Source organism: Leifsonia sp. ZF2019 (assembly GCF_019924635.1).
Classification (GTDB): domain Bacteria; phylum Actinomycetota; class Actinomycetes; order Actinomycetales; family Microbacteriaceae; genus Leifsonia.
In genome coordinates this window covers 1,571,218-1,591,006 of the sequence record NZ_CP065037.1, presented here as the reverse complement: position 1 = coordinate 1,591,006, position 19,789 = coordinate 1,571,218, and the positions used below count along the sequence as shown (strand labels likewise).

The 19,789-nt window shown below is 70.0% G+C and carries 25 protein-coding genes; 12 read left to right on the top strand and 13 right to left on the bottom strand.

Going from position 1 to position 19,789, the window contains the following annotated elements; translation table 11 throughout:
• Positions 1 to 35: 35 nt before the first annotated feature.
• Genes IT072_RS07875 through IT072_RS07860 form a run of 4 tightly spaced genes read left to right on the top strand, consistent with a single transcriptional unit; the run spans position 36 to position 3,050 of the window.
• On the top strand, positions 36 to 440 hold the full coding sequence (locus IT072_RS07875) for a TOBE domain-containing protein (RefSeq protein WP_223360395.1): 405 nt from the start codon (positions 36 to 38) through the stop codon (positions 438 to 440).
• A complete protein-coding gene (modA, locus tag IT072_RS07870) occupies positions 437 to 1,243 on the top strand; it encodes a molybdate ABC transporter substrate-binding protein (protein WP_223360394.1) in 807 nt (268 codons plus the stop codon). The genes IT072_RS07875 and modA overlap by 4 nt, the downstream gene beginning before the upstream one ends.
• A complete protein-coding gene (locus tag IT072_RS07865) occupies positions 1,240 to 2,028 on the top strand; it encodes an ABC transporter permease (protein WP_223360393.1) in 789 nt (262 codons plus the stop codon). Before modA ends, IT072_RS07865 begins: the two co-directional genes overlap by 4 nt.
• Positions 2,025 to 3,050 carry a sulfate/molybdate ABC transporter ATP-binding protein gene (locus IT072_RS07860; RefSeq protein ID WP_223360392.1) on the top strand — a complete coding sequence of 342 codons (1,026 nt, stop codon included), beginning with the start codon at positions 2,025 to 2,027 and terminating at the stop codon, positions 3,048 to 3,050. The genes IT072_RS07865 and IT072_RS07860 overlap by 4 nt, the downstream gene beginning before the upstream one ends.
• A 15-nt stretch (positions 3,051 to 3,065) precedes the next feature.
• Here IT072_RS07860 and IT072_RS07855 read toward each other — a convergent pair whose 3' ends face one another.
• From IT072_RS07855 to IT072_RS07845, 3 genes are read right to left on the bottom strand one after another with little or no spacing between them, the layout of a single operon-like run.
• Positions 3,066 to 3,311: a MoaD/ThiS family protein gene (locus tag IT072_RS07855; protein WP_223360391.1), complete on the bottom strand. Its 246-nt coding sequence runs from the start codon at positions 3,309 to 3,311 to the stop codon at positions 3,066 to 3,068.
• Entirely contained in the window at positions 3,304 to 4,386 is a 1,083-nt protein-coding gene (gene moaA / locus IT072_RS07850; protein ID WP_223360390.1) for a GTP 3',8-cyclase MoaA, read from the bottom strand. Before moaA ends, IT072_RS07855 begins: the two co-directional genes overlap by 8 nt.
• Positions 4,387 to 4,406: 20 nt before the next feature.
• Positions 4,407 to 5,537: a ThiF family adenylyltransferase gene (locus IT072_RS07845; protein WP_223360389.1), complete on the bottom strand. Its 1,131-nt coding sequence runs from the start codon at positions 5,535 to 5,537 to the stop codon at positions 4,407 to 4,409.
• A 62-nt stretch (positions 5,538 to 5,599) separates the two neighbouring features.
• On the opposite strand from IT072_RS07845, the gene IT072_RS07840 reads away from it, so the two are divergent.
• Genes IT072_RS07840 through IT072_RS07830 form a run of 3 tightly spaced genes read left to right on the top strand, consistent with a single transcriptional unit; the run spans position 5,600 to position 7,223 of the window.
• Positions 5,600 to 6,193 carry a sulfite oxidase-like oxidoreductase gene (locus tag IT072_RS07840; protein WP_223360388.1) on the top strand — a complete coding sequence of 198 codons (594 nt, stop codon included), beginning with the start codon at positions 5,600 to 5,602 and terminating at the stop codon, positions 6,191 to 6,193.
• On the top strand, positions 6,190 to 6,945 hold the full coding sequence (locus IT072_RS07835; RefSeq protein ID WP_223360387.1) for an FAD-binding oxidoreductase: 756 nt from the start codon (positions 6,190 to 6,192) through the stop codon (positions 6,943 to 6,945). The genes IT072_RS07840 and IT072_RS07835 overlap by 4 nt, the downstream gene beginning before the upstream one ends.
• Positions 6,942 to 7,223: a DUF6510 family protein gene (locus IT072_RS07830; RefSeq protein WP_223360386.1), complete on the top strand. Its 282-nt coding sequence runs from the start codon at positions 6,942 to 6,944 to the stop codon at positions 7,221 to 7,223. Before IT072_RS07835 ends, IT072_RS07830 begins: the two co-directional genes overlap by 4 nt.
• A gap of 33 nt (positions 7,224 to 7,256) precedes the next feature.
• Here IT072_RS07830 and IT072_RS07825 read toward each other — a convergent pair whose 3' ends face one another.
• Positions 7,257 to 7,592 (bottom strand): hypothetical protein, encoded by a 336-nt coding sequence (locus IT072_RS07825; protein ID WP_223360385.1) that lies wholly within the window; start codon positions 7,590 to 7,592, stop codon positions 7,257 to 7,259.
• 82 nt (positions 7,593 to 7,674) lie between these two features.
• Between IT072_RS07825 and IT072_RS07820 the strand changes: the two genes are divergently transcribed.
• Genes IT072_RS07820 through IT072_RS07810 form a run of 3 tightly spaced genes read left to right on the top strand, consistent with a single transcriptional unit; the run spans position 7,675 to position 11,672 of the window.
• Positions 7,675 to 9,192 carry an SDR family NAD(P)-dependent oxidoreductase gene (locus IT072_RS07820; protein WP_223360384.1) on the top strand — a complete coding sequence of 506 codons (1,518 nt, stop codon included), beginning with the start codon at positions 7,675 to 7,677 and terminating at the stop codon, positions 9,190 to 9,192.
• A 42-nt stretch (positions 9,193 to 9,234) separates the two neighbouring features.
• Positions 9,235 to 11,238 (top strand): amino acid transporter, encoded by a 2,004-nt coding sequence (locus IT072_RS07815; RefSeq protein WP_223360383.1) that lies wholly within the window; start codon positions 9,235 to 9,237, stop codon positions 11,236 to 11,238.
• A gap of 29 nt (positions 11,239 to 11,267) precedes the next feature.
• Complete coding sequence (locus IT072_RS07810; RefSeq protein WP_223360382.1) at positions 11,268 to 11,672, top strand: DUF1622 domain-containing protein; 405 nt, start codon at positions 11,268 to 11,270, stop codon at positions 11,670 to 11,672.
• 24 nt (positions 11,673 to 11,696) lie between these two features.
• Here the strand turns inward: IT072_RS07810 and IT072_RS07805 are convergent, their stop codons facing one another.
• Positions 11,697 to 11,915 (bottom strand): PLDc N-terminal domain-containing protein, encoded by a 219-nt coding sequence (locus IT072_RS07805; protein WP_223360381.1) that lies wholly within the window; start codon positions 11,913 to 11,915, stop codon positions 11,697 to 11,699.
• A 141-nt stretch (positions 11,916 to 12,056) separates the two neighbouring features.
• Between IT072_RS07805 and IT072_RS07800 the strand changes: the two genes are divergently transcribed.
• Complete coding sequence (locus tag IT072_RS07800; protein ID WP_223360380.1) at positions 12,057 to 12,668, top strand: hypothetical protein; 612 nt, start codon at positions 12,057 to 12,059, stop codon at positions 12,666 to 12,668.
• A gap of 59 nt (positions 12,669 to 12,727) precedes the next feature.
• Here the strand turns inward: IT072_RS07800 and IT072_RS07795 are convergent, their stop codons facing one another.
• From IT072_RS07795 to IT072_RS07770, 6 genes are all read right to left on the bottom strand, one after another.
• The gene (locus tag IT072_RS07795; RefSeq protein ID WP_223360379.1) at positions 12,728 to 14,011 is read right to left on the bottom strand and encodes an alpha-hydroxy-acid oxidizing protein; all 1,284 of its coding nucleotides are present in this window, start codon (positions 14,009 to 14,011) and stop codon (positions 12,728 to 12,730) included.
• A 319-nt stretch (positions 14,012 to 14,330) separates the two neighbouring features.
• The gene (locus tag IT072_RS07790; RefSeq protein WP_223360378.1) at positions 14,331 to 14,795 is read right to left on the bottom strand and encodes a hypothetical protein; all 465 of its coding nucleotides are present in this window, start codon (positions 14,793 to 14,795) and stop codon (positions 14,331 to 14,333) included.
• A 500-nt stretch (positions 14,796 to 15,295) separates the two neighbouring features.
• Positions 15,296 to 15,817 carry a hypothetical protein gene (locus tag IT072_RS07785; RefSeq protein WP_223360377.1) on the bottom strand — a complete coding sequence of 174 codons (522 nt, stop codon included), beginning with the start codon at positions 15,815 to 15,817 and terminating at the stop codon, positions 15,296 to 15,298.
• Between the two features lie 175 nt (positions 15,818 to 15,992).
• The gene (locus tag IT072_RS07780) at positions 15,993 to 16,529 is read right to left on the bottom strand and encodes an RNA 2'-phosphotransferase (protein ID WP_223360376.1); all 537 of its coding nucleotides are present in this window, start codon (positions 16,527 to 16,529) and stop codon (positions 15,993 to 15,995) included.
• The gene (locus IT072_RS07775; protein WP_223360375.1) at positions 16,519 to 16,926 is read right to left on the bottom strand and encodes a hypothetical protein; all 408 of its coding nucleotides are present in this window, start codon (positions 16,924 to 16,926) and stop codon (positions 16,519 to 16,521) included. Before IT072_RS07775 ends, IT072_RS07780 begins: the two co-directional genes overlap by 11 nt.
• A gap of 261 nt (positions 16,927 to 17,187) precedes the next feature.
• A complete protein-coding gene (locus IT072_RS07770) occupies positions 17,188 to 17,850 on the bottom strand; it encodes a LysR substrate-binding domain-containing protein (RefSeq protein WP_223360374.1) in 663 nt (220 codons plus the stop codon).
• Positions 17,851 to 17,883: 33 nt separating this feature from the next.
• On the opposite strand from IT072_RS07770, the gene IT072_RS07765 reads away from it, so the two are divergent.
• Positions 17,884 to 18,282, top strand: a complete 399-nt coding sequence (locus tag IT072_RS07765) for a DUF5997 family protein (RefSeq protein ID WP_223360373.1) — start codon at positions 17,884 to 17,886, stop codon at positions 18,280 to 18,282.
• Between the two features lie 59 nt (positions 18,283 to 18,341).
• Here the strand turns inward: IT072_RS07765 and IT072_RS07760 are convergent, their stop codons facing one another.
• Together IT072_RS07760 and IT072_RS07755 are read right to left on the bottom strand one after the other, a co-directional pair.
• Positions 18,342 to 18,749, bottom strand: coding sequence for a hypothetical protein (locus IT072_RS07760; protein ID WP_223360372.1), 408 nt, complete (start codon positions 18,747 to 18,749; stop codon positions 18,342 to 18,344).
• Positions 18,750 to 18,757: 8 nt separating this feature from the next.
• Complete coding sequence (locus tag IT072_RS07755; RefSeq protein WP_223360371.1) at positions 18,758 to 19,681, bottom strand: NADP-dependent oxidoreductase; 924 nt, start codon at positions 19,679 to 19,681, stop codon at positions 18,758 to 18,760.
• Positions 19,682 to 19,789: the final 108 nt, after the last annotated feature.

Here is a 19,789-nt window from a genome sequence, read left to right as displayed (position 1 = left end):
CCCGCAACCGCGGATGCGACTCTATGATGACAGTCATGCCGCAGATACGGGTGAAAGACGCAGCACGGTTCCTCGGAGTCTCGGACGACACCGTGCGCCGCTGGATCGAGGGCGGCCTGCTGTCGAGCGAACACGACGGGGCCGGACGCACCGTGGTCGACGGCCTGGAACTCGCGGTCCTCGCCAAGCAGAACGCCGTGCTGCCCGACGACCCGTCCGGAGTCGGCCGATCGGCCCGCAACCGGTTCGTGGGCATCGTCACGGACATCGTCGCCGATCGCGTCATGGCCCAGGTGGAGCTGCAGTGCGGCCCGCACCGCGTCGTCTCGCTCATGAGCAGCGAGGCCGTGCGCGAGCTCGGGCTGGAGCCTGGCTCGGTCGCCGTCGCGGTCGTCAAGGCCACCACCGTCATCGTCGAGACCCCGGGGGCATCGTCGTGACCGCGGGGAGGCGCCTGGCGGCTGCGACCGCCTCCCTCGCCGTCCTGCTCTTCGCCGTGACGGGCTGCTCGGCCGCCGGCTCGTCCTCCGCGACCGCATCCCCGACCTCTTCGGCGACGGGACGGGCGACGGGCACGATCACCGTGTTCGCCGCAGCGTCGCTCACGAGCACCTTCACCGCACTCGGCGCCGAGTTCGAGAAGGCGAACCCGGGCAGCGCGGTGACCTTCAGCTTCGCGGGATCATCCGACCTCGTCACCCAGCTGACCGCGGGCGCGCCCGCCGACGTGTTCGCCTCCGCGGACGAAGCCACCATGAAGAAGGCGGTGTCGGCCGGCGTCACCGCGGGCGACCCGGTCGACTTCGCCACGAACGTGCTCGCGATCGCCGTGCCGAAAGGCAACCCCGCACACATCGGCGGCTTCGCCGATCTCGCGAAGCCGGGCGTCGCCACGGTCGTCTGCGCACCACAGGTGCCGTGCGGGGCGGCGACGGCGAAGGTGGAGGCCGCGACCGGCACCACGCTCGCGCCGGTCAGCGAGGAGTCCTCGGTCACGGACGTCCTCGGCAAAGTGATCGCCGGCGAGGCCGACGCGGGCATCGTCTACGCGACGGACGTCCGGGGTGCGGGCGACGCGGTCGGCTCGGTGCCCTTCCCCGAGGCGAAGGGCGTGGTCAACACGTATCCGATCGCGGCCGTCGGGCAGGGCGCGAACACCGCGGGCGGGAAGGCGTTCCTGGCCTTCGTGACGGGTCCGGCCGGGCAGCGGGTGCTGCGGGCCGCCGGTTTCGGCGCACCGTGAGCAACCGGCCCGCGACCGGCATCCCGGCCTGGCTTCTCGTGATCGCCGGGGCCGGCGCCCTGTTCGTGCTCCTCCCGGTCGCGGCGATGGTGCTGCAGGTCGACTGGGCGCAGTTCCCGGCTCTCATCAGCTCGCCCTCGTCGGTGGACGCCCTGCTGCTGAGTCTGCGCACCTCGCTGACGGCCACCGCCGCCTGCCTCGTGCTCGGCATCCCGATGGCCGTGGTGCTCGCGCGTGTGCCCTTCCACGGCCGAGGTCTCGTGCGAGCCGTCATCCTGCTGCCGCTCGTCCTCCCTCCGGTCGTCGGGGGCCTGGCGTTGCTCGCGCTCTACGGCCGCCGCGGTCTGCTCGGCGGCGCGCTCGCCGTGGCGTTCTCGACCCCGGCGGTCGTGATCGCCCAGACGTTCGTCGCCCTCCCGTTCCTCGTCCTGAGCCTGGAGGGAGCGCTGCGGACAGCCGGCGATCGGTACGAGGCGGTGGCCGCGACACTCGGCGCCGGTCCGTCGACCGTGCTGTTCCGGGTCACCCTGCCGCTCGTGACGCCCGCCATCGTCTCGGGTGCGGTGCTGTCGTTCGCCCGGGCCCTCGGGGAGTTCGGGGCGACCCTGACCTTCGCGGGCAGCTTGCAAGGCGTCACCCGCACCCTGCCCCTGGAGATCTACGTGCAGCGGGAGACCGACCCCGAGGCAGCAGTCGCGCTGTCGTTGGTGCTCATCGCGGTCGCGATCGCCGTCGTCGCCGTCGCTCACGGAGCGGGCGAGCCGCTCCGCAGGCGCACCGCATGACGCTGCGGCTCACGGCGTCGCTCGCCGAGCGCGGCGTCGCGGTCGACGTCGCTCTCGGCTCCGGAGAGACGCTCGCCCTCCTCGGCCCGAACGGCGCGGGAAAGTCCACGGTGCTCGGGATGCTCGCCGGCCTCGTCCGCCCCGACGAGGGTGCGGCCACGCTCGACGGCGCCACCCTGTTCGACCTCCCGTCGACCTGGCTCGCCCCGCACCGCAGGAGCGTCGCCCTGCTGGCGCAGGACGCGCTGCTGTTCCCGCACCTCACCGCGCGCGACAACGTCGCCTTCGCCGCGCGCACGACCGGCCTCGCACGCGCTGCCGCCCGCGACCGCGCCGGGGAATGGCTGGGCCGCACCGGGGCGGATGCGTTCGCCGACCGGCGCCCGGCCGGCCTGTCGGGCGGTCAAGCGCAGCGGGTCGCGATCGCGCGGGCGCTCGCCGCCGAGCCGCGGCTCACGCTGCTCGACGAACCTCTCGCCTCCCTCGACGTCGGCGTCGCCGCCGAGCTGCGTCTGACGCTCGCCGCCGTGCTCGCCGGCCGCACCGCGGTCCTGGTCACGCACGAGGTCCTCGACGCCTACCTGCTCGCCGATCGAGTCGCGGTGCTGCACGACGGGAGGGTGGTCGAACAGGGCCCGACCCGGCAGGTGCTCGGCCACCCGCGCCACCCGTTCACGGCGGAGATCGCCGGGCTCGGTCTGCTGACCGGCCGCCGCACCGCGCGCGGGATCCGCACGGACGACGGGCTGGAGGTCGCCGGCACGACGACGGACCCGATCAGCGCCGGAACACCGGTCACGGCGATCATCCGGCCGTCGTCCGTCACGGTCCATCCAGTGGGAACGGACGGCATCCCCTCCCGTGTCACCGCACTCGAGCCGCGGGACGACCTGGTGCGGGTGCGCACGGATCGGATCACGGCCCTGCTCCCGGCCGCGGTCGTCGCGGAATTGCGGCTGTCACCGGGGACGCCCGTCGCTCTCCGCGTCGCTCCCGACGACGTGTCGATCGCTCCCCTCTGACGTCCGGACGGTGCGTCAGCCGCCGGCGAACGGCGGAAGGACATCCACCCGCTCACCGAGCGGCCGTCCTGCGTCGCGCGCGACGACGCCGTCCACGAGGAAGGATCCGCCCCGCAGGACGCGCCGCATCGGTTCGCCGTGACGGGAGGCGAGCTCTTCGCGCAACGCGCCCAGCGTCGGCTCCGCCAGGACGATGCGCTCCTCCGCGCATCCCGCCGCCTCCTCCGCCGCGGCGAAATAGCGCACCAGCACGTCAGCCACCGATCGCCCCCATGCTCCGGGCGGGCGGCAGGAAGCCGGCGGCGTCGATCCCGTGCCCCGCCTGCTTGCCCCACATCGCGCCGCGCCACCAGCGGGCGATCTCGGCGTCGTCCGCCCCGCCTCGGAGGAGGCCGCGCAGGTCGGTCTCCTCGTCGCCGAACAGGCAGGATCGCACGGTCCCCTCCGCCGTGATGCGCGTGCGGTCGCAGGCGGCGCAGAACGAGCGCGAGACGGAGGCGATGATGCCGACCGTCGCCGGACCGCCGTCGACCAGCCATTCCTCTGCGGGAGCGGACGGGTCGTCCCGCCCCGCCTCCGTGAGCGCGAAGCGCGTGCTGAGCGTCTCCAGCAGTTCGCTCGCCGGCACCATGTTGTCCCGCGCCCACGCGCGGTCCGCATCGAGCGGCATCTGCTCGATGAAGCGGAGGCGGCAGCCGTTGTCGAGCGCCCACGCGAGCAGCTCCGGCGCGTCGGCCAGGGTGTCGCGCATCATGACGGCGTTCACCTTGAGCGGGGTGAGTCCCGCATCGCGGGCCGCTCGGATGCCGGCGAGCACGGCGGGCAGGCGGTCACGACGGGTCAGGCGTGCGAAATGCGAACGGTCGACGGTGTCGAGCGAGATGTTGACCCGGGTCAGACCGGCGGCGACGAGCGCGCTCAGACGGTGGTCCAGCCCGATGCCGTTGGTCGTGATGCTGAGATCGACGCCGGGGGCGGCCTGCGCCGACCGCGCCACGATCTCGGAGAGGTCGGCGCGCATGAGCGGCTCGCCGCCGGTGAACCGCACCTCCCTGACACCCAGGTCACGCACCCCGATGCCGACCAGCCGGGCGATCTCCGCGGCCGTGAGCAGGCTCTCGCGCGGGATCGCGGGCAGGCCCTCGGCCGGCATGCAGTAGGTGCAGCGCAGCGAGCACTTCTCGGTGACGGAGACACGCAGATCCCGCGCCACCCGTCCGAAGCGATCGATCAGTCCCGGATGCTCGGGACGACCGGCGAGGCTCGGCGCCACCGCGTCGGCGCCGCCGGAGCGCACGGGGATCCGCGCGGGCGAGCCGAGGTTGACGGCAGTCATGTCCTCACCCTAGCCCGCGGTCAATAGCGCGGCAGGGACGGGTCGACGTCGCGCGCCCACGCGTCGATCCCGCCGGCGAGCACGAGCCCGGGCGCTCCCACGTCGGCGAGGAGGCGGCGCGCGGTCTCGGCGCGCACGCCGTGATGGCAGACAAGGACGAGCGGCTCGGTGCCGAGCCGCGCCGCGACACCGGCCGGGTCACGCTGCACCACTCCGAGCGGCACCAGCAGCGAGCCGGGGATCTCCGCGATGTCCGCCTCCCACGGCTCCCGCACGTCGAGCAGGGTGTGGGGCTCGCCCGCGAGGAGCCGGGCGTGCAGCTCCCCCGCCGAGACGGTGTCCGAGACTCCGCAGAACGCGTCGTAGTCGATCAGGCCGGTGACCGGCTCGCCCGCCGGGTCGCGCTCGTACGCGACCTCGCGGAAGGTCCCGTGCAGGGCATCGTGCACGATCACCCGGCCGAGCACAGGCTCGCCCGTGCCGGTGACGAGCTTGATCGCCTCGCCCACCATCAGCGATCCGATCGTGCCGCAGACGCTCGGCAGCGCCCCCGCCTCGGCGCAGCTCGGGATGCTGCCGGGCTCGGGTGGCACGGGGAACAGGTCGCGATAGTGCGGTCCCTGCGCCGCCCAGCTGAGTCCCACCTGACCACCGGCCTGGTGCACGGCGCCCCAGACGACCGGCACGCCGGCGAGCATGGCAGCGTCATTGACGAGGTAGCGGGTCGGGAAGTTGTCGCTGCCGTCGAGCACGAGGTCGAACCCGGCGATGATCTCCCGGGCGTTGGCCGCCGTGAGCCGCTCGGCGAAGAGCCGCACCTCGCTCTCCGGATCGATGGCGCGCACCGTCTCGGCGGCCGAATCGGTCTTGAGGCGGCCGATGTCCGCGGGCGTGTGCACAGTCTGGCGGGGCAGGTTGCTCGGCTCGACGCGGTCGTCGTCGACGATGCCGATGGTGCCGAAACCGGTGGAGGCCAGCAGCGGCAGGACAGCGGAGCCGAGGCCGCCCGCCCCCACCACGAGGACCCGCGCCGCGTGCAGCCGGCGCTGCGCGAGCATCCCGAAGCCGGGGAGCCTGATGGTGCGCGCGTAGCGCGCCCTGCGCTCCGCGGAGAGCTCGGGAGCGGGTTCGACGAGCGGCGGAAAGGCCATACGCACAGCCAACCATGTCGCAGGGTCTCGTGTCGCGCGGCCCGGCGCAATATGCTTCGCGCATGGGTATCGTCTCCTCCGGATTCCTGGGGCGTCGCAGAAACGACGACCCGCGCGTTCCGCCCGGCCAGTACGCCACGGACGGATTCCCGGTGCTGTCGGCCGGCCCGACGCCACGCATCTCGAAAGAGGACTGGGCGTTCACGATCACCACCGAGACCGGCGACGTCCGCCGCTGGAGCTGGGCCGAGTTCCAAGCCCTCCCGCAGGAGGACGTCAGCACCGACATCCACTGCGTCACCAGCTGGTCGAAGCTGGGGACGTCATGGCGGGGCGTCGCCCTCGACACCCTCTTCGCGGAGGTGGACACCGCCTTCGAGTACACGATGGCGCACTCCTACGGCGGATACACCACGAACGTCCCCCTCGCCGACCTGCTCGACAGCAAAGCGTGGATCGCGCACAGCTTCGACGGGGAGGACCTCGCTCCCGAGCACGGGGGTCCCGCGCGTCTGCTCGTGCCCCACCTCTACTTCTGGAAGAGCGCCAAGTGGGTCAGCGGACTGCAGATGCTGCCGCAGGACCAGCCGGGATTCTGGGAGCAGAACGGGTACAACATGTACGGCGACCCGTGGAAAGAGCAGCGCTACTGGTGAGCACCGTCTGGCGCGTGGCCGACGTCGTCGATGCGCGGCCCGAGACGCCCTCGGCCCGCACCATCCGCCTGCGCATCCCCGGCCTCCACGGACATCTCGCCGGACAGCACGTCGATGTGCGGCTGACGGCCCCCGACGGCTACCAGGCCGTCCGCTCCTACTCGATCGCGTCGGCGACCGGCGCGAACGGCGTCGCGGAGGACGAGCTCGAGCTCACCGTGGAGGAGCTCCCCGACGGGGAGGTCTCCCCCTACCTCGTGCGCGGGCTGATGGTCGGAGAGCAGCTGGAGGTGCGCGGCCCGGTCGGGGGATGGTTCGTCTGGCGCGCCACCGATACCGGCCCGGTGCAGCTCATCGCCGGCGGCTCCGGCGTCGTGCCGCTCATGTCGATGGCACGGGCGCACGCCGCCGCCGCAAGCACGGCGCCGTTCCGCCTGCTCTACTCGATCCGCACGCCCGAGTCCGGCTTCTATCGTGACGAGCTCGGACGGCTCGGCCACGACGCGGCAGCACCGCTCACTGTCGACTACGTCTACACCCGCGCTGCGCCGGCCGGAGCGGCGACACCGCCCGGGCGTCTGACGGCCGAAGCGCTGGCCGCGGCCGTCGTTCCCGCGGTCGAATCACCCACCTTCTACGTGTGCGGGGCGACACCGTTCGTCGAGGCCGTCTCGGGGTGGCTGGTGGACGCCGGACACGCGCCCGAGCGCATCCGGACCGAGCGCTACGGCGGCATCGGAGGTGCATCATGACCGACCAGGACGATCCGGCCGAGCCCGGCTACCTCGACGGCAATGCCGCCGCGGGCCTCCTCTCCGAACTCTTCGCCGTCGACGTCACAGCGGCCCGCGGCCGCTGCGCGCACTGCGGCGACGAGAACGTCGTCGCCGCCGGCCGGCTCTATCTGCACGGCACGGGGATGGTGCTGCGGTGCGCGGTCTGCGGCGAGGTGCTCGCGCAGGCGACCGAGCTGGAGGACTCCGTGTGCCTCGACCTCCGGGGCCTCGCGTGGCTCCGAGTGCCGATCTGACCGGGACGCCCGCGACCACCGTCGGTGCCGCTCCTACGACCCCAGGTACGACCCCGACATCGAGTAGCCGCCATCCGACTTCATCGACGGCACCGGTTCGTCGAACGACGGGTTGGCTTTGCCCGGCAGGCTCGCGGGCACCACCCGAGCCCGCGCCGCGGCAACGATCGCGACGACGCACGCGGCGACCAGCACGACGCCGACGGCGACGAGCGCCCACCCGACCGGGTCGCCGACCGTGAGGAGGACGACACCGTACGGCCCCGCCAGCCAGGCGCTCACACCGCTGACGATCGCCCCGGCGACCAGGAGCGCGACCCGTGTACGGCGGCGACGCGCCCGCTCCAGCTCCTCCATCAGCATGCTCACGGTGCACCCCCTTTTCGGCACCATAGCATCCGGGCGCCAGCGCAGGCAGTGCCCGTCCAGCAGGGCACCGTAGAATTCTCCGGTGCCATCCACGACCCCTTCCTCCGACTCCCCCGCCGGCATCGACCCGGCCGAGCTGGCGATCACCCTCCGCGTGCTCGGGAGCCTTCACGCGTTCGACCGGGAGCACCCCGACTTCATCGCCGTGCGCCAGGCGACCGGTCACATGTTCAAGGCCGTCAAGCAGGCGCGTCGGCGGGAGCTGCGGGATGCGGTCGCCGAGGCCGACCGCGCGGTGGTCGCCGCGACCGCCACCGGAGCGCCGGATCGCATCGACGACGAGACACGCGGGCGCGAGCTGACGTCGAGCTCCACCGGCACCACCTCGGCCGGGACGCTGCTCAAGCCGCGCGCCTGCTACATCTGCAAGCAGGACTACACCGAGGTGGACTGGTTCTACCACCAGCTCTGCCCCTCCTGCGCCGCGTTCAGCCATACCAAGCGCAACGCCCGCACCGACCTGCGGGGCAAGCGCGCCCTCCTGACCGGCGGCCGCGCGAAGATCGGCATGCACATCGCCCTGCGCCTGCTGCGCGACGGTGCGCACCTGACCATCACGACACGGTTCCCCCGCGATGCGGTGCGCCGCTTCTCGCAGCTGCCCGACTCCGCCGAGTGGCTGCACCGCCTCCGCGTCGTCGGGATCGACCTGCGGGACCCGTCGCAGGTGATCGCGCTGGCTGACTCGGTCGCCGCCCAGGGCCCCCTCGACATCCTCATCAACAACGCGGCGCAGACGGTGCGCCGCTCCCCCGGCTCCTACTCGCTGCTGGCCGAGGCCGAGTCGCAGCCGCTGCCTGACGGGCCCCTGCCCGAGATGGAGACCTTCGGCCACACGGCGGACCCGCACCCGCAGGCGCTGGAGGCGTCGGTGGCCGCCCATCCGCTGCTGTCGAGCGCCACGATCGCCGGCACGGTCGCGCAGCTCGCCGGCCCGGGCGCGCTCACGGCGGACGATCTCGCGGCGCTCGCGATGGCGCCGGGCTCGTCGTCGCTCGCCAAGCACGCCGACGGCACCGCGATCGACGCCGGCGGCCTCGTGCCCGACGTCAAGCGCGTCAACAGCTGGACGCAGGCGATCGGCGACGTCGACCCGCTGGAGCTTCTGGAGGTCCAGCTCTGCAACACGACCGCGCCGTTCATCCTGATCGACCGGCTGCGCCCGTCCATGGCCGCCGTCGAGGCGGGCCGCGCCTACGTCGTCAACGTCTCCGCGATGGAGGGCGTGTTCGGCCGCCGCTACAAGGGTCCCGGTCATCCGCACACCAATATGGCGAAGGCCGCTCTGAACATGCTCACGCGCACGAGCGCCGGCGAGATGTTCGAGACCGACAACATCCTGATGACCAGTGTCGACACGGGCTGGATCACCGACGAGCGCCCGCACTACACGAAGGTGCGGCTCGCCGAGGAGGGTTTCCACGCCCCGCTCGACCTGGTCGACGGCGCCGCGCGCGTGTACGACCCGATCGTCCGCGGCGAAGCCGGCGAAGATGTCTACGGTGTGTTTCTCAAGGACTACCGCGCGTCGGCGTGGTGAGCGAACTACGCTGAGCCCGTAGGCCCACCACGAGGAGCGACGATGTCGACCACACCGGAGGACGGCGCGCCGGCGCCCGTCCCGCTGCCCGGCCAGGCGCGGCCGGGCGGGAACGCCCCGCAGAAGGCGGGCCGGTTCCGCCATTGGCTGCTGTCGGGCCTCATCGACGAGCGCGGCACCCAGCAGGGTCCGCACGGGCGCAACCCCGAGCGCACGCACTCCTGGTGGCAGGTCATGTGCCTCACCGGCGTCGACTACTTCTCGACACTCGGCTACCAGCCCGCCATCGCCGCCCTCGCGGCCGGGCTGATCTCGCCGTTCGCGACCCTCGTGCTCGTCGCGCTGACGCTCCTCGGAGCACTCCCGGTCTACCGCCGGGTCGCGCGCGAGAGCTTCCGCGGCTCGGGGTCGATCGCGATGCTGGAGCGGCTGCTGCCCTGGTGGGCCGGCAAGCTGTTCGTCCTCGTCCTGCTCGGCTTCGCCGCGACCGACTTCATGATCACCATCACGCTGTCCGCGGCCGACGCCTCCGCGCACGCCATCGAGAACCCGTTCGCGCCCGACTGGTTCCACGGGCAGAACGTGATCATCACCCTGGTGCTGCTCGCGCTGCTGGGAGCCGTCTTCCTCCGCGGATTCCGGGAGGCCATCGGCATCGCAGTCATCCTCGTCGCCGTCTATCTCGCCCTGAACGTCATCGTGGTCGGCACCTCCATCGTCGAGGTGTTCCAGCACCCGACCGCGATCGACGACTGGTGGGGCATGCTGTTCCGGCAGAACGGCAACCCGCTCATCATCGTCGGAGTGGCGCTGCTGGTCTTCCCGAAGCTCGCGCTGGGCCTCTCCGGCTTCGAGACCGGCGTCGCGGTCATGCCGCAGATCACGGGCCGCCCGGACGACGACCCCAGCCACCCGGCCGGCCGCATCCGCGGAGCCCACCGGCTCCTGACCACCGCCGCCCTCATCATGAGCGCGTTCCTGATCACGTCGAGCTTCACCACCACGCTGCTCATCCCGCAGAAGGAGTTCCAGCCCGGCGGCTCCGCGAACGGCCGCGCGCTCGCCTACCTCGCGCACGAGTACCTGGGCAACGTGTTCGGCACGGTCTACGACATCAGCACCATCCTCATCCTCTGGTTCGCCGGCGCCTCCGCCATGGCCGGCCTGCTCAACCTCGTGCCGCGCTACCTGCCCCGGTACGGGATGGCGCCGCAGTGGGCCCGCGCCGTGCGGCCCCTCGTCCTGGTCTTCACCGCGATCGCGTTCCTCATCACGCTCGTCTTCCAGGCGAGCGTGGACGCCCAGGGCGGCGCCTACGCGACGGGCGTGCTCGTGCTCATCACCTCGGCCTCTCTGGCGGTGGCCCTCTCCGCCCGACGCAAGAAGCAGCCGCGCCGGTTCGTGCTGTTCGGCATCATCACCGCGATCTTCATCTACACGACCGTCGTCAATGTGATCGAGCGCCCCGACGGCATCCGCATCGCCCTGCTGTTCATCCTGGGCATCCTGGTCGTCTCGATCGTCTCCCGCATCGGGCGCTCCTTCGAACTGCGCGCCACCTCGGTGACGCTCGACGTCTCCGCCCTCGACTTCGTGCTGGAGGATGCCGAGGAGGGCGAGATCCGCATCATCTCGCACGAGCCCGACGTCGACACCACGAAGGAGTACGCCGAGAAGAACAAGGACGAGCGCAAGTTCAGCCACATCCCGCAGCGCGCGCGGACCATCTTCCTCGAGGTGCTCCGCTCCGACTCCTCCGACTTCGAGGAGGACCTCGTCGTCCACGGGGTCATCAAGCACGGCTACCGCGTTCTCCAGGTCAGGAGCGGCAACGTCCCGAACACCATCGCCGCCGTCCTGCTCGAGATCCGCGACATCACCGGCGTCGTCCCGACGATCTACTTCGAGTGGACGGAGGGCAACCCGATCTCGAACATGTTCCGCTTCCTCATCACCGGTGTCGGCGAGGTCGCCCCGGTGACCAGGGAGGTGCTCCGGGAGGCCGAGAAGGACGTGAAACGCCGACCGGCCGTCCACGTCTCCTGATCGGCCCCGTGCTGTGGGACCATGACCGCATGGACGGACACGCGTTCTTCGAGGCCATCGGCGTCGCCTTCGAGTTCGTCGGCGTCGTGGCGATGGCACTGGGCTTCGTGGTGGCGGTGGCGATCTCCCTCGTCGCCTGGCGGCGCAGCCGGAGCGGTACCGTCGGGTTCCGCACCCTGCGCGAGACGTTCGGCGGCGTCATCCTCCTCGGCCTCGAGATCCTGGTCGCCGCCGACCTCGTGAAGACCGTGACCTCCAGCCCGACCCTCACCGATGCGATCGTGCTCGGCATCATCGTGCTCATCCGCACCATCCTGAGCTTCTCGCTGCAAGTCGAGATCGACGGCGTCGCCCCGTGGAAGCGAGCGCTGGTCACCGGGCCGCAGGTGCTGGCGCGGGCGGCGCAGAAGGCGGGCGAGACCCCGGGGGCGTGACGCCGATCCGGCGACGACGGGATCTCAGCGGTTGTGGGGTACGCCCACGCCCAGCGGACGAGGCCCGAGCAGAAACCAGACGATCGGTCCGGCGAGTGGGAACGCGATGACCGCAGCGATCCAGATGATCCGTTCCATGGGGCTGAGTTGCTCCGTCTTGGCGATCCGCATCACCGCATAGGCAAGGGCAGCGAGGTAGAACGCACCGGCGAGACCGGCGAAGATCAGACCCACGATTTCCATCTCGGCTCCTTCGACGAGTGATGTCTACACGATAGCAGTAGATACTGTGTGTTGCGAAGTTAATACTTCAGATGGGATGGTCGAAGGGTATCGACACCTCGTCGAATACTTCGCTCGCTTGACGATCAAAGGAGATAGGTCATGCATTTTCCCACCTACCGTCGCATCGCGGCCACCGGATCCGCGGTCCTCGCCGGGACCGCACTCGCGCTCGGCTCTGGCATTCCGGCCAATGCCTGGACACAGGCTGCATCCGACGAATTCGTGACCCCCGGCGAGTCGCGATCATTCGAGGGTCCGGACGGTAATTCGACCGTCCTCTCCCTCGGCGAACCGGTCATCGTGACCGCGGAGGATATCGCGCATGATTCCGGCCTCAGCCTCCTCGCCAAAGCCGAACTGACCGCCGCAGCAGCGTACGCCGGCGTCTCATCCAACCATTGGAGCCAGTTCGTCACGGGGGCGGCGTACACACAGACTCAGAACGGCACGTTCTACTACAACGGTTCGCGTGTCTGGGTCAGTGAGAGCTACGCGGGATATCGCGGCTCGCACGCCTGCTTCACCAACTACGTTGTCTGGCCGTGGTCCATCTCCAACGTCGCCAAGAGCGAGTGGGGCGGAACGAGCAGTCGGTCGATGAACTGCACCTGGAACGTCGGTCAGCCCGGGTATCTGACGACAAGCTGGGGAATGACGGCGACCGTCTATTCGAACGGCACGATCTCCGGTTCCGGAGCCAGTCGCGGATAGCCGCCTTCCCGCCTTCGGGCCTGCTCGTCCACCAGAACGATCGGGCCCGAAGGCGTCGATCATCGACCCGTCAGCACCCCCGCATCCAATTCCCCCACCGAGCGCACTCCCGCCAGCCCCATCGTGATGTCCAGCTCGGCCACCACGTTGCGCAGCAGCTCCCGGACGCCCTCCTCCCCCGCCAGCGCCAGCGCATAGACGTACGGGCGGCCGATCGCGACGGCGCGGGCTCCGAGAGCGAGGGCGATGACCGCGTCGGCTCCGCCGCGTACGCCGCTGTCGAAGAGGACGGGGAGCCTCCCGTCGACCGCCTCCACCACCATGGGCAGGGCGTCGAGCGCGGCGACCTCCCCGTCGAGCTGGCGGCCGCCGTGGTTCGAGACCTGCACGGCGTCGACGCCCGCGTCCACCACCCTGCGGGCGTCGTCGGGGTGCAGCACGCCCTTGAGCACGATCGGGAGGCGGGTGCGCTCGCGCAGGAAGGCCAGGTCGTCCCAGGTCAGCGACGGGTCGGCGAACACGTCGAGGAAGGTCTCGACTGCGGCGAGCGGCTCGGGCGAGCGGAGGTTGCGGCGCATCCCGCCGGGGTGGTGGCGCAGGATGCTCGCGAAGGAGGCGACGGCGGCCGAGGTCACCCGGGTGCGAGCGCGCGCGGGTCCGCAGGCGACCCGTTCCGCGACGAGACGCCGGAACACGGGATCGCTGGTGTACTGCGCGATGCCGAGGCCCCGGCTGAACGGGAGGTAGCCGAGGTCGAGGTCGCGCGGGCGCCAGCCGAGCACGTGGGTGTCGAGGGTGACCACGATGGCCTCGCACCCGCTACGCTGGGCCCGCTCCACCAGGCTGGCGACGAGGTCGCGGGAGGAGCTCCAGTACAGCTGGAACCAGCGGGACGCGCCGGGGCGCACCGCGTCCATCGCCGCGGCCACCCCCTCCATCGGCGTCGAGGCCTGGGTGGAGAGCACGGCGGGGATGCCGAGGGAGGCCGCCGCCCGTGCCGCGAGCGCGTCGCCACCGCGCCGGGCCAGCTCCAGCACGCCGATCGGGGCCAGCAGCAGCGGGGTGGGGTGGCGCACGCCGAACAGGTCGACGCCGAGGTCGCGCTCGGCCACGTCGCGCAGCACGCGCGGAACGATCCGCCGCGCCCGGAAGGCATCGAGGTTGGCCCGCGCGGTGCGCTCGGCGCCCGCGGAACCGGCGACGTACGCGAACGCCGCGCGCGACATCCTCCGCTGCGCCGCGCGTTCCAGGGCGTGCGCACCGACCGGGATGCGCGGGCGCGCGCCGCTCACTCCGGCGCGATAGATCTCGGACTGGGCGTCGCGGCCCGCACTGGCTGCCATGCCGCCATTCTGCTCTACCGTGTGTTGGACGGTGCTTGGGTCCAGGCGTTGATCCGACGGAGTCCGTCCGCCGAGACCCCGACCTCGACACGATCGCGAAACTAAACGTTCCACGTCGGGATCGGGTCGCTGAGGATCACCGACTGATCCACTCATTCACGCGCGCATGCGGCCCCTTGGACGTGGAAGACGCCTTGGAAACGTCAGTAGCTGACATGTTCGCGACTCTCACCTCCTCTCGCCTGTCCGGCGTGTCGGTCAGGACGTCGAACGTGCACGACTCGCACCCCAAACTCTGCCGACACATCGACCTCCAACGTCACGTTGTCAGGACCGTCGCCGACGAGAACCATTTCGAGCGCACGAACAGCACAGGCTCATCCCAGCCACGGCTGCCATCGTCCACGCCAAAAGTGAACTCGCACCATTCGCCAATCGTCCGGTAGGTGTCGGCCGCGATTTCGAGGCTGGTGCCGTCCGTGAGCTGCACCCGCCACCTCGGAATCGGATCCCTGACAATCCACGGCTCCGACGTGGATGGCGGCCGCTCGTACGGGCCGCGTTCCTCGGTCGAGAACAGTCTTGCGGCATCCCTGGCCGCGATACTCGCGACCCAGAACTCCTCGAGTCTCTCCGGAGACCTCCTCACGCTTCGGAACACGCGTGGATCTGCCTCAAGATCAACGCCGTCCGCGATGATGAAGAGGACGGCCCCTCCCGGCGTATGAATCTCCCATCCGCCCCATTCGAAGAGCGCCCGCAGCCGATTCTGGGAATGCGTCAACGGCCCGTCACCCTCCTCGCGATCCGCGCCGCTGGCGGGTTCGCCGGTTTGCGCACGTGCCGCACTCCCTCAGCGTCGGGGTAGCGCCGTAGCTCTCGACAGCCGTTCCGGCGTCTCAGGATACAGACGCTGCGGTTCTCTGCGTCATCGGTCATGCGCTTGCTCCCCGTACTTCCACGATTCGGTGGCGAACTCATAGCAGCCTTCGTCTGCGATGTGATCAGATAGTGCGTCGGGTTCGGATGCGGGACCTTTTCGTCGCCCGATCTCGGATCAGATCTGAGACCCACCGCGAGTCCTCGACTTCTGCCAGTCTCTCGCAACCCTGGATTTGGAGCGGCGCAGGGGTATCTGTCGACGGGCATGTACCACGCAGATGACTCGACCGTCGTCTGCTGCGAGCGGGAGGGGCGAGCTTGTTTCGGCTCGCGTTTCCCGCTCCCATGGATTCGTCGGCATCGTTGATTGTTCTGCCAGGGCCGACCAGCATCCGCAGAGGATCACCCCTCACCTGCTGCAATGGCGACGTACTCCCAGATCGGCGAGTCGTCCAACGGCTTACGCTTGATTCCGGCATAGCCAAGCCCCGCGATGAAACGGTCAGGGTCGACGCTATACCGAGGATCATCAAAGCCTGCGATGACCGGCTTCTGGTAGGAGATGTGCTGCTTCCCTCCCTCCTGCATCTTCCAGAACCGGGCCGGATTCTTCGCGATTATCAGGTCTCCGACAAACAACCCCGTGTCAAAGACCAAGGAATACCAGTCCCCCAGGAGACGTCCCGGCCGCACGGGATCCTCTTCCACATGTTCATAGAACCACCGCCCCCACGTGTCAGTCGACTCTCGATGGCCGTCGAGCACCACACCGTTGCGTGCCGCAAACGCCTTCAAGTAGTTGAGCCTCTCAGGCTTCTTCTCCATCACATCCGCGTACGCGACCCGAGCATCTCGCCGCGACATGTTCTCTGGCGGTCCCAGCACCGGCGGCTCGTACAGCGAGTAGTCTCCCCAGTTGATCAATGACCCACTCTCCAGTTGATTCCCGCCGCGTTCAAGGCCCGCTGGAAACTAGCAGTCGGCCCGTTCTTGCCAGTCGCATCGCTTCGACCGAACTCCCACGTCACGCTAGCGAGTTGCTTCGTCCGCGAGGGCGCCGCATCCTTGGCGATTTGCAGGCTCAGGCTCCCACTGTTGCTCACAGATCGATAAACTCCGGCGGAATGGCTTCGCAGATCCACACTTGGTTCTCACGATGATCAAACCGAACTCCGGATCGAAATGCGCTCGCCGCCTTCACGGTCAGAACTACGACATCGGCGCCGTGCCTCCTGGCCACACGTGATGCCGTCTCCTTCTCCGGAGATAGGTGAACATACTGCCTCTGCATCGGTCGCAAGCCCTCCGCGCGAATCGCGGCCAGATTTCGCCGCTGAGTGCCGTGAAACAGGAGATTCGGAGGTTCATCCCCAGCAAGCTCTGACGCGATAACGACCGAGTGCCCGTAGCGCGCACGAATCTGATCATCCCGAATCTCATGACGCTGCTTAGGTGCCTCGGCGACAATGCGACGGATGCGTTCCTCAGTCACGTCGCCAACGCCGTGGTTGGCGAGAGCCCGTACGAGGTCGTGAACGGACACCCAGCCATCGCGACTCACAGCAAGCCCGTACGCCTCGGGCGCGTGACGTAAAGCATGACTGATCGCCCTGCTGATCTCTCCATCAGTGCCCATGAGATTGCTCCTGATATTGCCACGTCTCAGCAGCGAACTCGTAGCAGCCCTCTTCCGCGATATAGATCAGGAAGTGGGACAGGTCGAGGTGGGCGACATTCCGCTCCCGCCGGTCTCGGATGAGTTCCGAAATCCAGATAGAGTTCTCCACCTCGACGAGCTTGTTGTACGCCTGACTCTGAAACGGCAGACAGAGCGGCTCGACCATGTACTTGTACGCGCGGACCCAGTCGAACGATAAAACGGCATCGACACCGAGTCCATCGCGCTGGAGTGGCACGCGCAACTCCATCCTGCCGCGCCCGCTGAGCCAAGACTCGCCATCGACCTCTTCGGGACCGTAGGGCAGCTCAAAAAGGAACCGGTGCGCAGGTTCGGGCGCGACACGCTTTGACATCCCTATTCTCCTCCTCTCGCGCCCCTCAGAAGACCACGGGAGTGAACATCGTCGGTCCCCCGACCGTCGAGCTTATTGTTCGAAAGCTGGCCGTCTAGTCGCGATTCCGAATCCGGGTCGCCTGTCATGTTCCGAATCGTCCACTCCTGTGGGGATATCCCGGCCCTCCTTAGTGCCTGTGCACTTCGCGTGTTCACGATCAATGCACGATCTCGCATTACCTCATCGATCGGGACGTCGTTCGGAGAGATCAGACATGCCCTACCGGCGCTTGCGGCCCCGACCGGACCGCGCCGAGGCCGAACCGCCGGCACGCTTCGCCCCGGGTTGCCGGGCGGTCGACCGCTTCGGTGTCGTCTGCTTGGCGGCGGCCGCCTGCTGCTCGGCGATCTCGGGGTTGCGGGAGCTGTGCGCGGTGCGTCCGCGCACGATCCCGATGAACTCGTCGACGAGGGGATGCTGCCCCTCGCGCGGCCAGGTCAGGGCCACGGCGCTCTCGTCGCCGTCCTCCAGGCGGACCGCGACGACGTCTTTGCGGCGCAAGGACTTCGCGACCGATGCCGGCCAGAGCGCGATGCCCTCCCCCTCCGCGATCCGGCGCATGGCGGCCTCCGACGGCTCGTCGTCGATCCGCGGCTCCCCGTCGAGGTCCGCGCGGTGGAGCTTCTCCTCCAGGGTGAGGAGGTGTTCGTGGTGCATGACCAGCACGATGTCCTCCGCGTACAGCGGGATGAGGTGCCGATCGTCGTCCGCTTCTGCGTCGCGGACGAACGCCATGTCGGCGTCACCGGCGGACAGGACGCCCAACGGGTCGGCGCTGGGGGCGACGACGAGCTCGGCCTCCGGGTGCCGCCGCTCGAACTCGCGCGTCCATTTGCCGACGTTGACGCCCCGCGGGAAGGCCAGGGCGAATCGGGAGGTCATCCTCCGAGGGTACCGAACGGTACCCTGGAACCCATGAGTGCCGAGAAGCGACCCCAGACCATGAAGGCGGCCACCGCCGCCAAGAAGCTCGGCATCTACCTGCCCGCCGCGCCCGCCGAATTCCGCGACCGCGACATCAGCCGCACCGAGTTCGACGCGCTGAACGCCGAACCTCCGGAGTGGCTGCGCACGCTGCGCGCCGTCGGGCCGCACCCGCGCGACGAGGTCGCCCGCAAGCTCGGCGTCTCCAACTCGGGCCTCGCCCGTGCCGGCGTCGACGAGGCGCTCACCACCGCGGAGATCAAGGCGCTGCTGGCCGATCCGCCGGAGTGGCTGGTCGCCGAGCGCGCCACCCAGGCCGCGGTGCGTGCCGAGAACGCGCGGGTGAAGGCGCGCGACGCCGAGCGCGCCGCCCGCCGCGCCGACGGCTGACCCCCGACGGCTGACCCGCCGACGGCTGACCCGCCGGGACACGATGCGGTCGGGCGCGCTCAGTCCGCCGACGCACCGATGAGGGAGAGCAGCGCCTGCGCGTACGCCGTGGCCGGGTCGTCGTGCTCGAACATCCGCTCGACGCCGGACAGGAGGATCGTCACCCGGTAGCCGTCCGCGGTGCGCGCCAGATGACGGAACGACCCGCCCAGCAGCTCCCGCAGCTGATCCTCCCGGGGGATCCAGAGCGCATCCTCCACGGCGAGGGAGTCGAGCGCCCACTCGGTGGTGCCGTTGAAGCCGAGGATGGTGCCGGTGTCGAAGTGGTGCGGCTCGATCGTCATCTCGCTGACGGTGAAGCGCTCGCCGCCCATCCCGGGCCGGTCGATGGCGAAGGTGTCGCCGGACTGCGGCTGCCAGCGCAGCCCCGCCTGACGCAGCAGACGGGCGGTGTCGTCGTCGATCATCGCGGCGCTCAATCCGTGACCACGACGATCTTGCCGCGCAGGTGGCCGCCTTCGAGGCGGCCGTACGCCTCGCCGGTCCGCTCGATCGGGAAGATCGAGTCGATCGGCAGCACGACCTCGTTCTCGGCCAGGAGATCGGCGATCTCGGAGAGCTCGGCATTTCCCGCGGCGGCTCCACCGACGTTCGCCGCGCCGTGCGCCGCCGGGCCGAAGACCGCGATGGAGTTGATGCGCTCGATCGGGACGCCGAGCTCCAGGGCGGATTCGATGGTGCCGCCGCCATGGTTGTCGAGCGCCGCCGTGACACGCTCTCCGTCGAGGAGCTCGCGCACACGGTCGGCCAGCCCGTCCCCGTACGACACCGGGATGACGCCGAGCGTCTCGAGGAACTCGTGGTTCCCCTCCCCCGCCGTGCCGACGACGGTGGCGCCGCAGCGGATCGCCAGCTGCGCGGCCAGGACTCCGACGCCTCCCGCCGCCGCACTGACCAGCACGGTGTCGTGCTCGCCGAGGTTCAAGGAGGCCGTAGTCGCCATCGCGGTGCGCCCCACGACGCCGAGCGCGCCGGCCACCTCGAACGTCAGCGCATCGGGCTTGGGCACGACCTGGCCGTCTTCGGCGACCACGACGAAATCGGCGACCGCGGCGAAGGGCGCCGTTCCCAGCACCGCGTCACCCGGAAAGAACCGGGTCACGCCGTCGCCGACCTCCTCGACGAAGCCGGCGAAGTCCTGGCCGATGCCGCTCGGGAGGGTGACCCCCATCCGTCCGGCCGACCGCTCGTCGCGGTAGGCCTTGTAGTCCATCGGGTTGAGCCCCGCCGCCATCACCCGCACGAGCAGCTGCCCGGGGCCGGGCCAAGGCCGCTCCCGGTCCACCACTTGCAGGTAGTCGCGGGAGCCGAACTCCTCGAACTGGACGAATCTGGGCATGCGGCATCCCTTCCTTCCGGTCGAGACATCCCCGTGCGCGGGATGCGCTCGTAGGACGGAGCCTAGACCCGCCGCCTCGGAGCCAGTAGTGGATCGCGGCGCTCGGGA

What these genes read in the sequence shown, in the direction of transcription:
- IT072_RS07760 (WP_223360372.1), bottom strand. Translation starts at nt 18,749, where the DNA reads ATGATCGACGACGACACCGCCCGTCTGCTGCGTCAGGCGGGGCTGCGC.
- IT072_RS07840 (WP_223360388.1), top strand. Translation starts at nt 5,600, where the DNA reads ATGGGTATCGTCTCCTCCGGATTCCTGGGGCGTCGCAGAAACGACGAC.
- IT072_RS07815 (WP_223360383.1), top strand. Translation starts at nt 9,235, where the DNA reads ATGTCGACCACACCGGAGGACGGCGCGCCGGCGCCCGTCCCGCTGCCC.
- IT072_RS07860 (WP_223360392.1), top strand. Translation starts at nt 2,025, where the DNA reads ATGACGCTGCGGCTCACGGCGTCGCTCGCCGAGCGCGGCGTCGCGGTC.
- IT072_RS07795 (WP_223360379.1), bottom strand. Translation starts at nt 14,011, where the DNA reads ATGGCAGCCAGTGCGGGCCGCGACGCCCAGTCCGAGATCTATCGCGCC.
- moaA (WP_223360390.1), bottom strand. Translation starts at nt 4,386, where the DNA reads ATGACTGCCGTCAACCTCGGCTCGCCCGCGCGGATCCCCGTGCGCTCC.
- IT072_RS07875 (WP_223360395.1), top strand. Translation starts at nt 36, where the DNA reads ATGCCGCAGATACGGGTGAAAGACGCAGCACGGTTCCTCGGAGTCTCG.
- IT072_RS07775 (WP_223360375.1), bottom strand. Translation starts at nt 16,926, where the DNA reads ATGTCAAAGCGTGTCGCGCCCGAACCTGCGCACCGGTTCCTTTTTGAG.
- IT072_RS07765 (WP_223360373.1), top strand. Translation starts at nt 17,884, where the DNA reads ATGAGTGCCGAGAAGCGACCCCAGACCATGAAGGCGGCCACCGCCGCC.
- IT072_RS07845 (WP_223360389.1), bottom strand. Translation starts at nt 5,537, where the DNA reads ATGGCCTTTCCGCCGCTCGTCGAACCCGCTCCCGAGCTCTCCGCGGAG.
- IT072_RS07755 (WP_223360371.1), bottom strand. Translation starts at nt 19,681, where the DNA reads ATGCCCAGATTCGTCCAGTTCGAGGAGTTCGGCTCCCGCGACTACCTG.
- IT072_RS07780 (WP_223360376.1), bottom strand. Translation starts at nt 16,529, where the DNA reads ATGGGCACTGATGGAGAGATCAGCAGGGCGATCAGTCATGCTTTACGT.
- IT072_RS07830 (WP_223360386.1), top strand. Translation starts at nt 6,942, where the DNA reads ATGACCGACCAGGACGATCCGGCCGAGCCCGGCTACCTCGACGGCAAT.
- IT072_RS07800 (WP_223360380.1), top strand. Translation starts at nt 12,057, where the DNA reads ATGCATTTTCCCACCTACCGTCGCATCGCGGCCACCGGATCCGCGGTC.
- IT072_RS07805 (WP_223360381.1), bottom strand. Translation starts at nt 11,915, where the DNA reads ATGGAAATCGTGGGTCTGATCTTCGCCGGTCTCGCCGGTGCGTTCTAC.
- IT072_RS07810 (WP_223360382.1), top strand. Translation starts at nt 11,268, where the DNA reads ATGGACGGACACGCGTTCTTCGAGGCCATCGGCGTCGCCTTCGAGTTC.
- IT072_RS07770 (WP_223360374.1), bottom strand. Translation starts at nt 17,850, where the DNA reads ATGACCTCCCGATTCGCCCTGGCCTTCCCGCGGGGCGTCAACGTCGGC.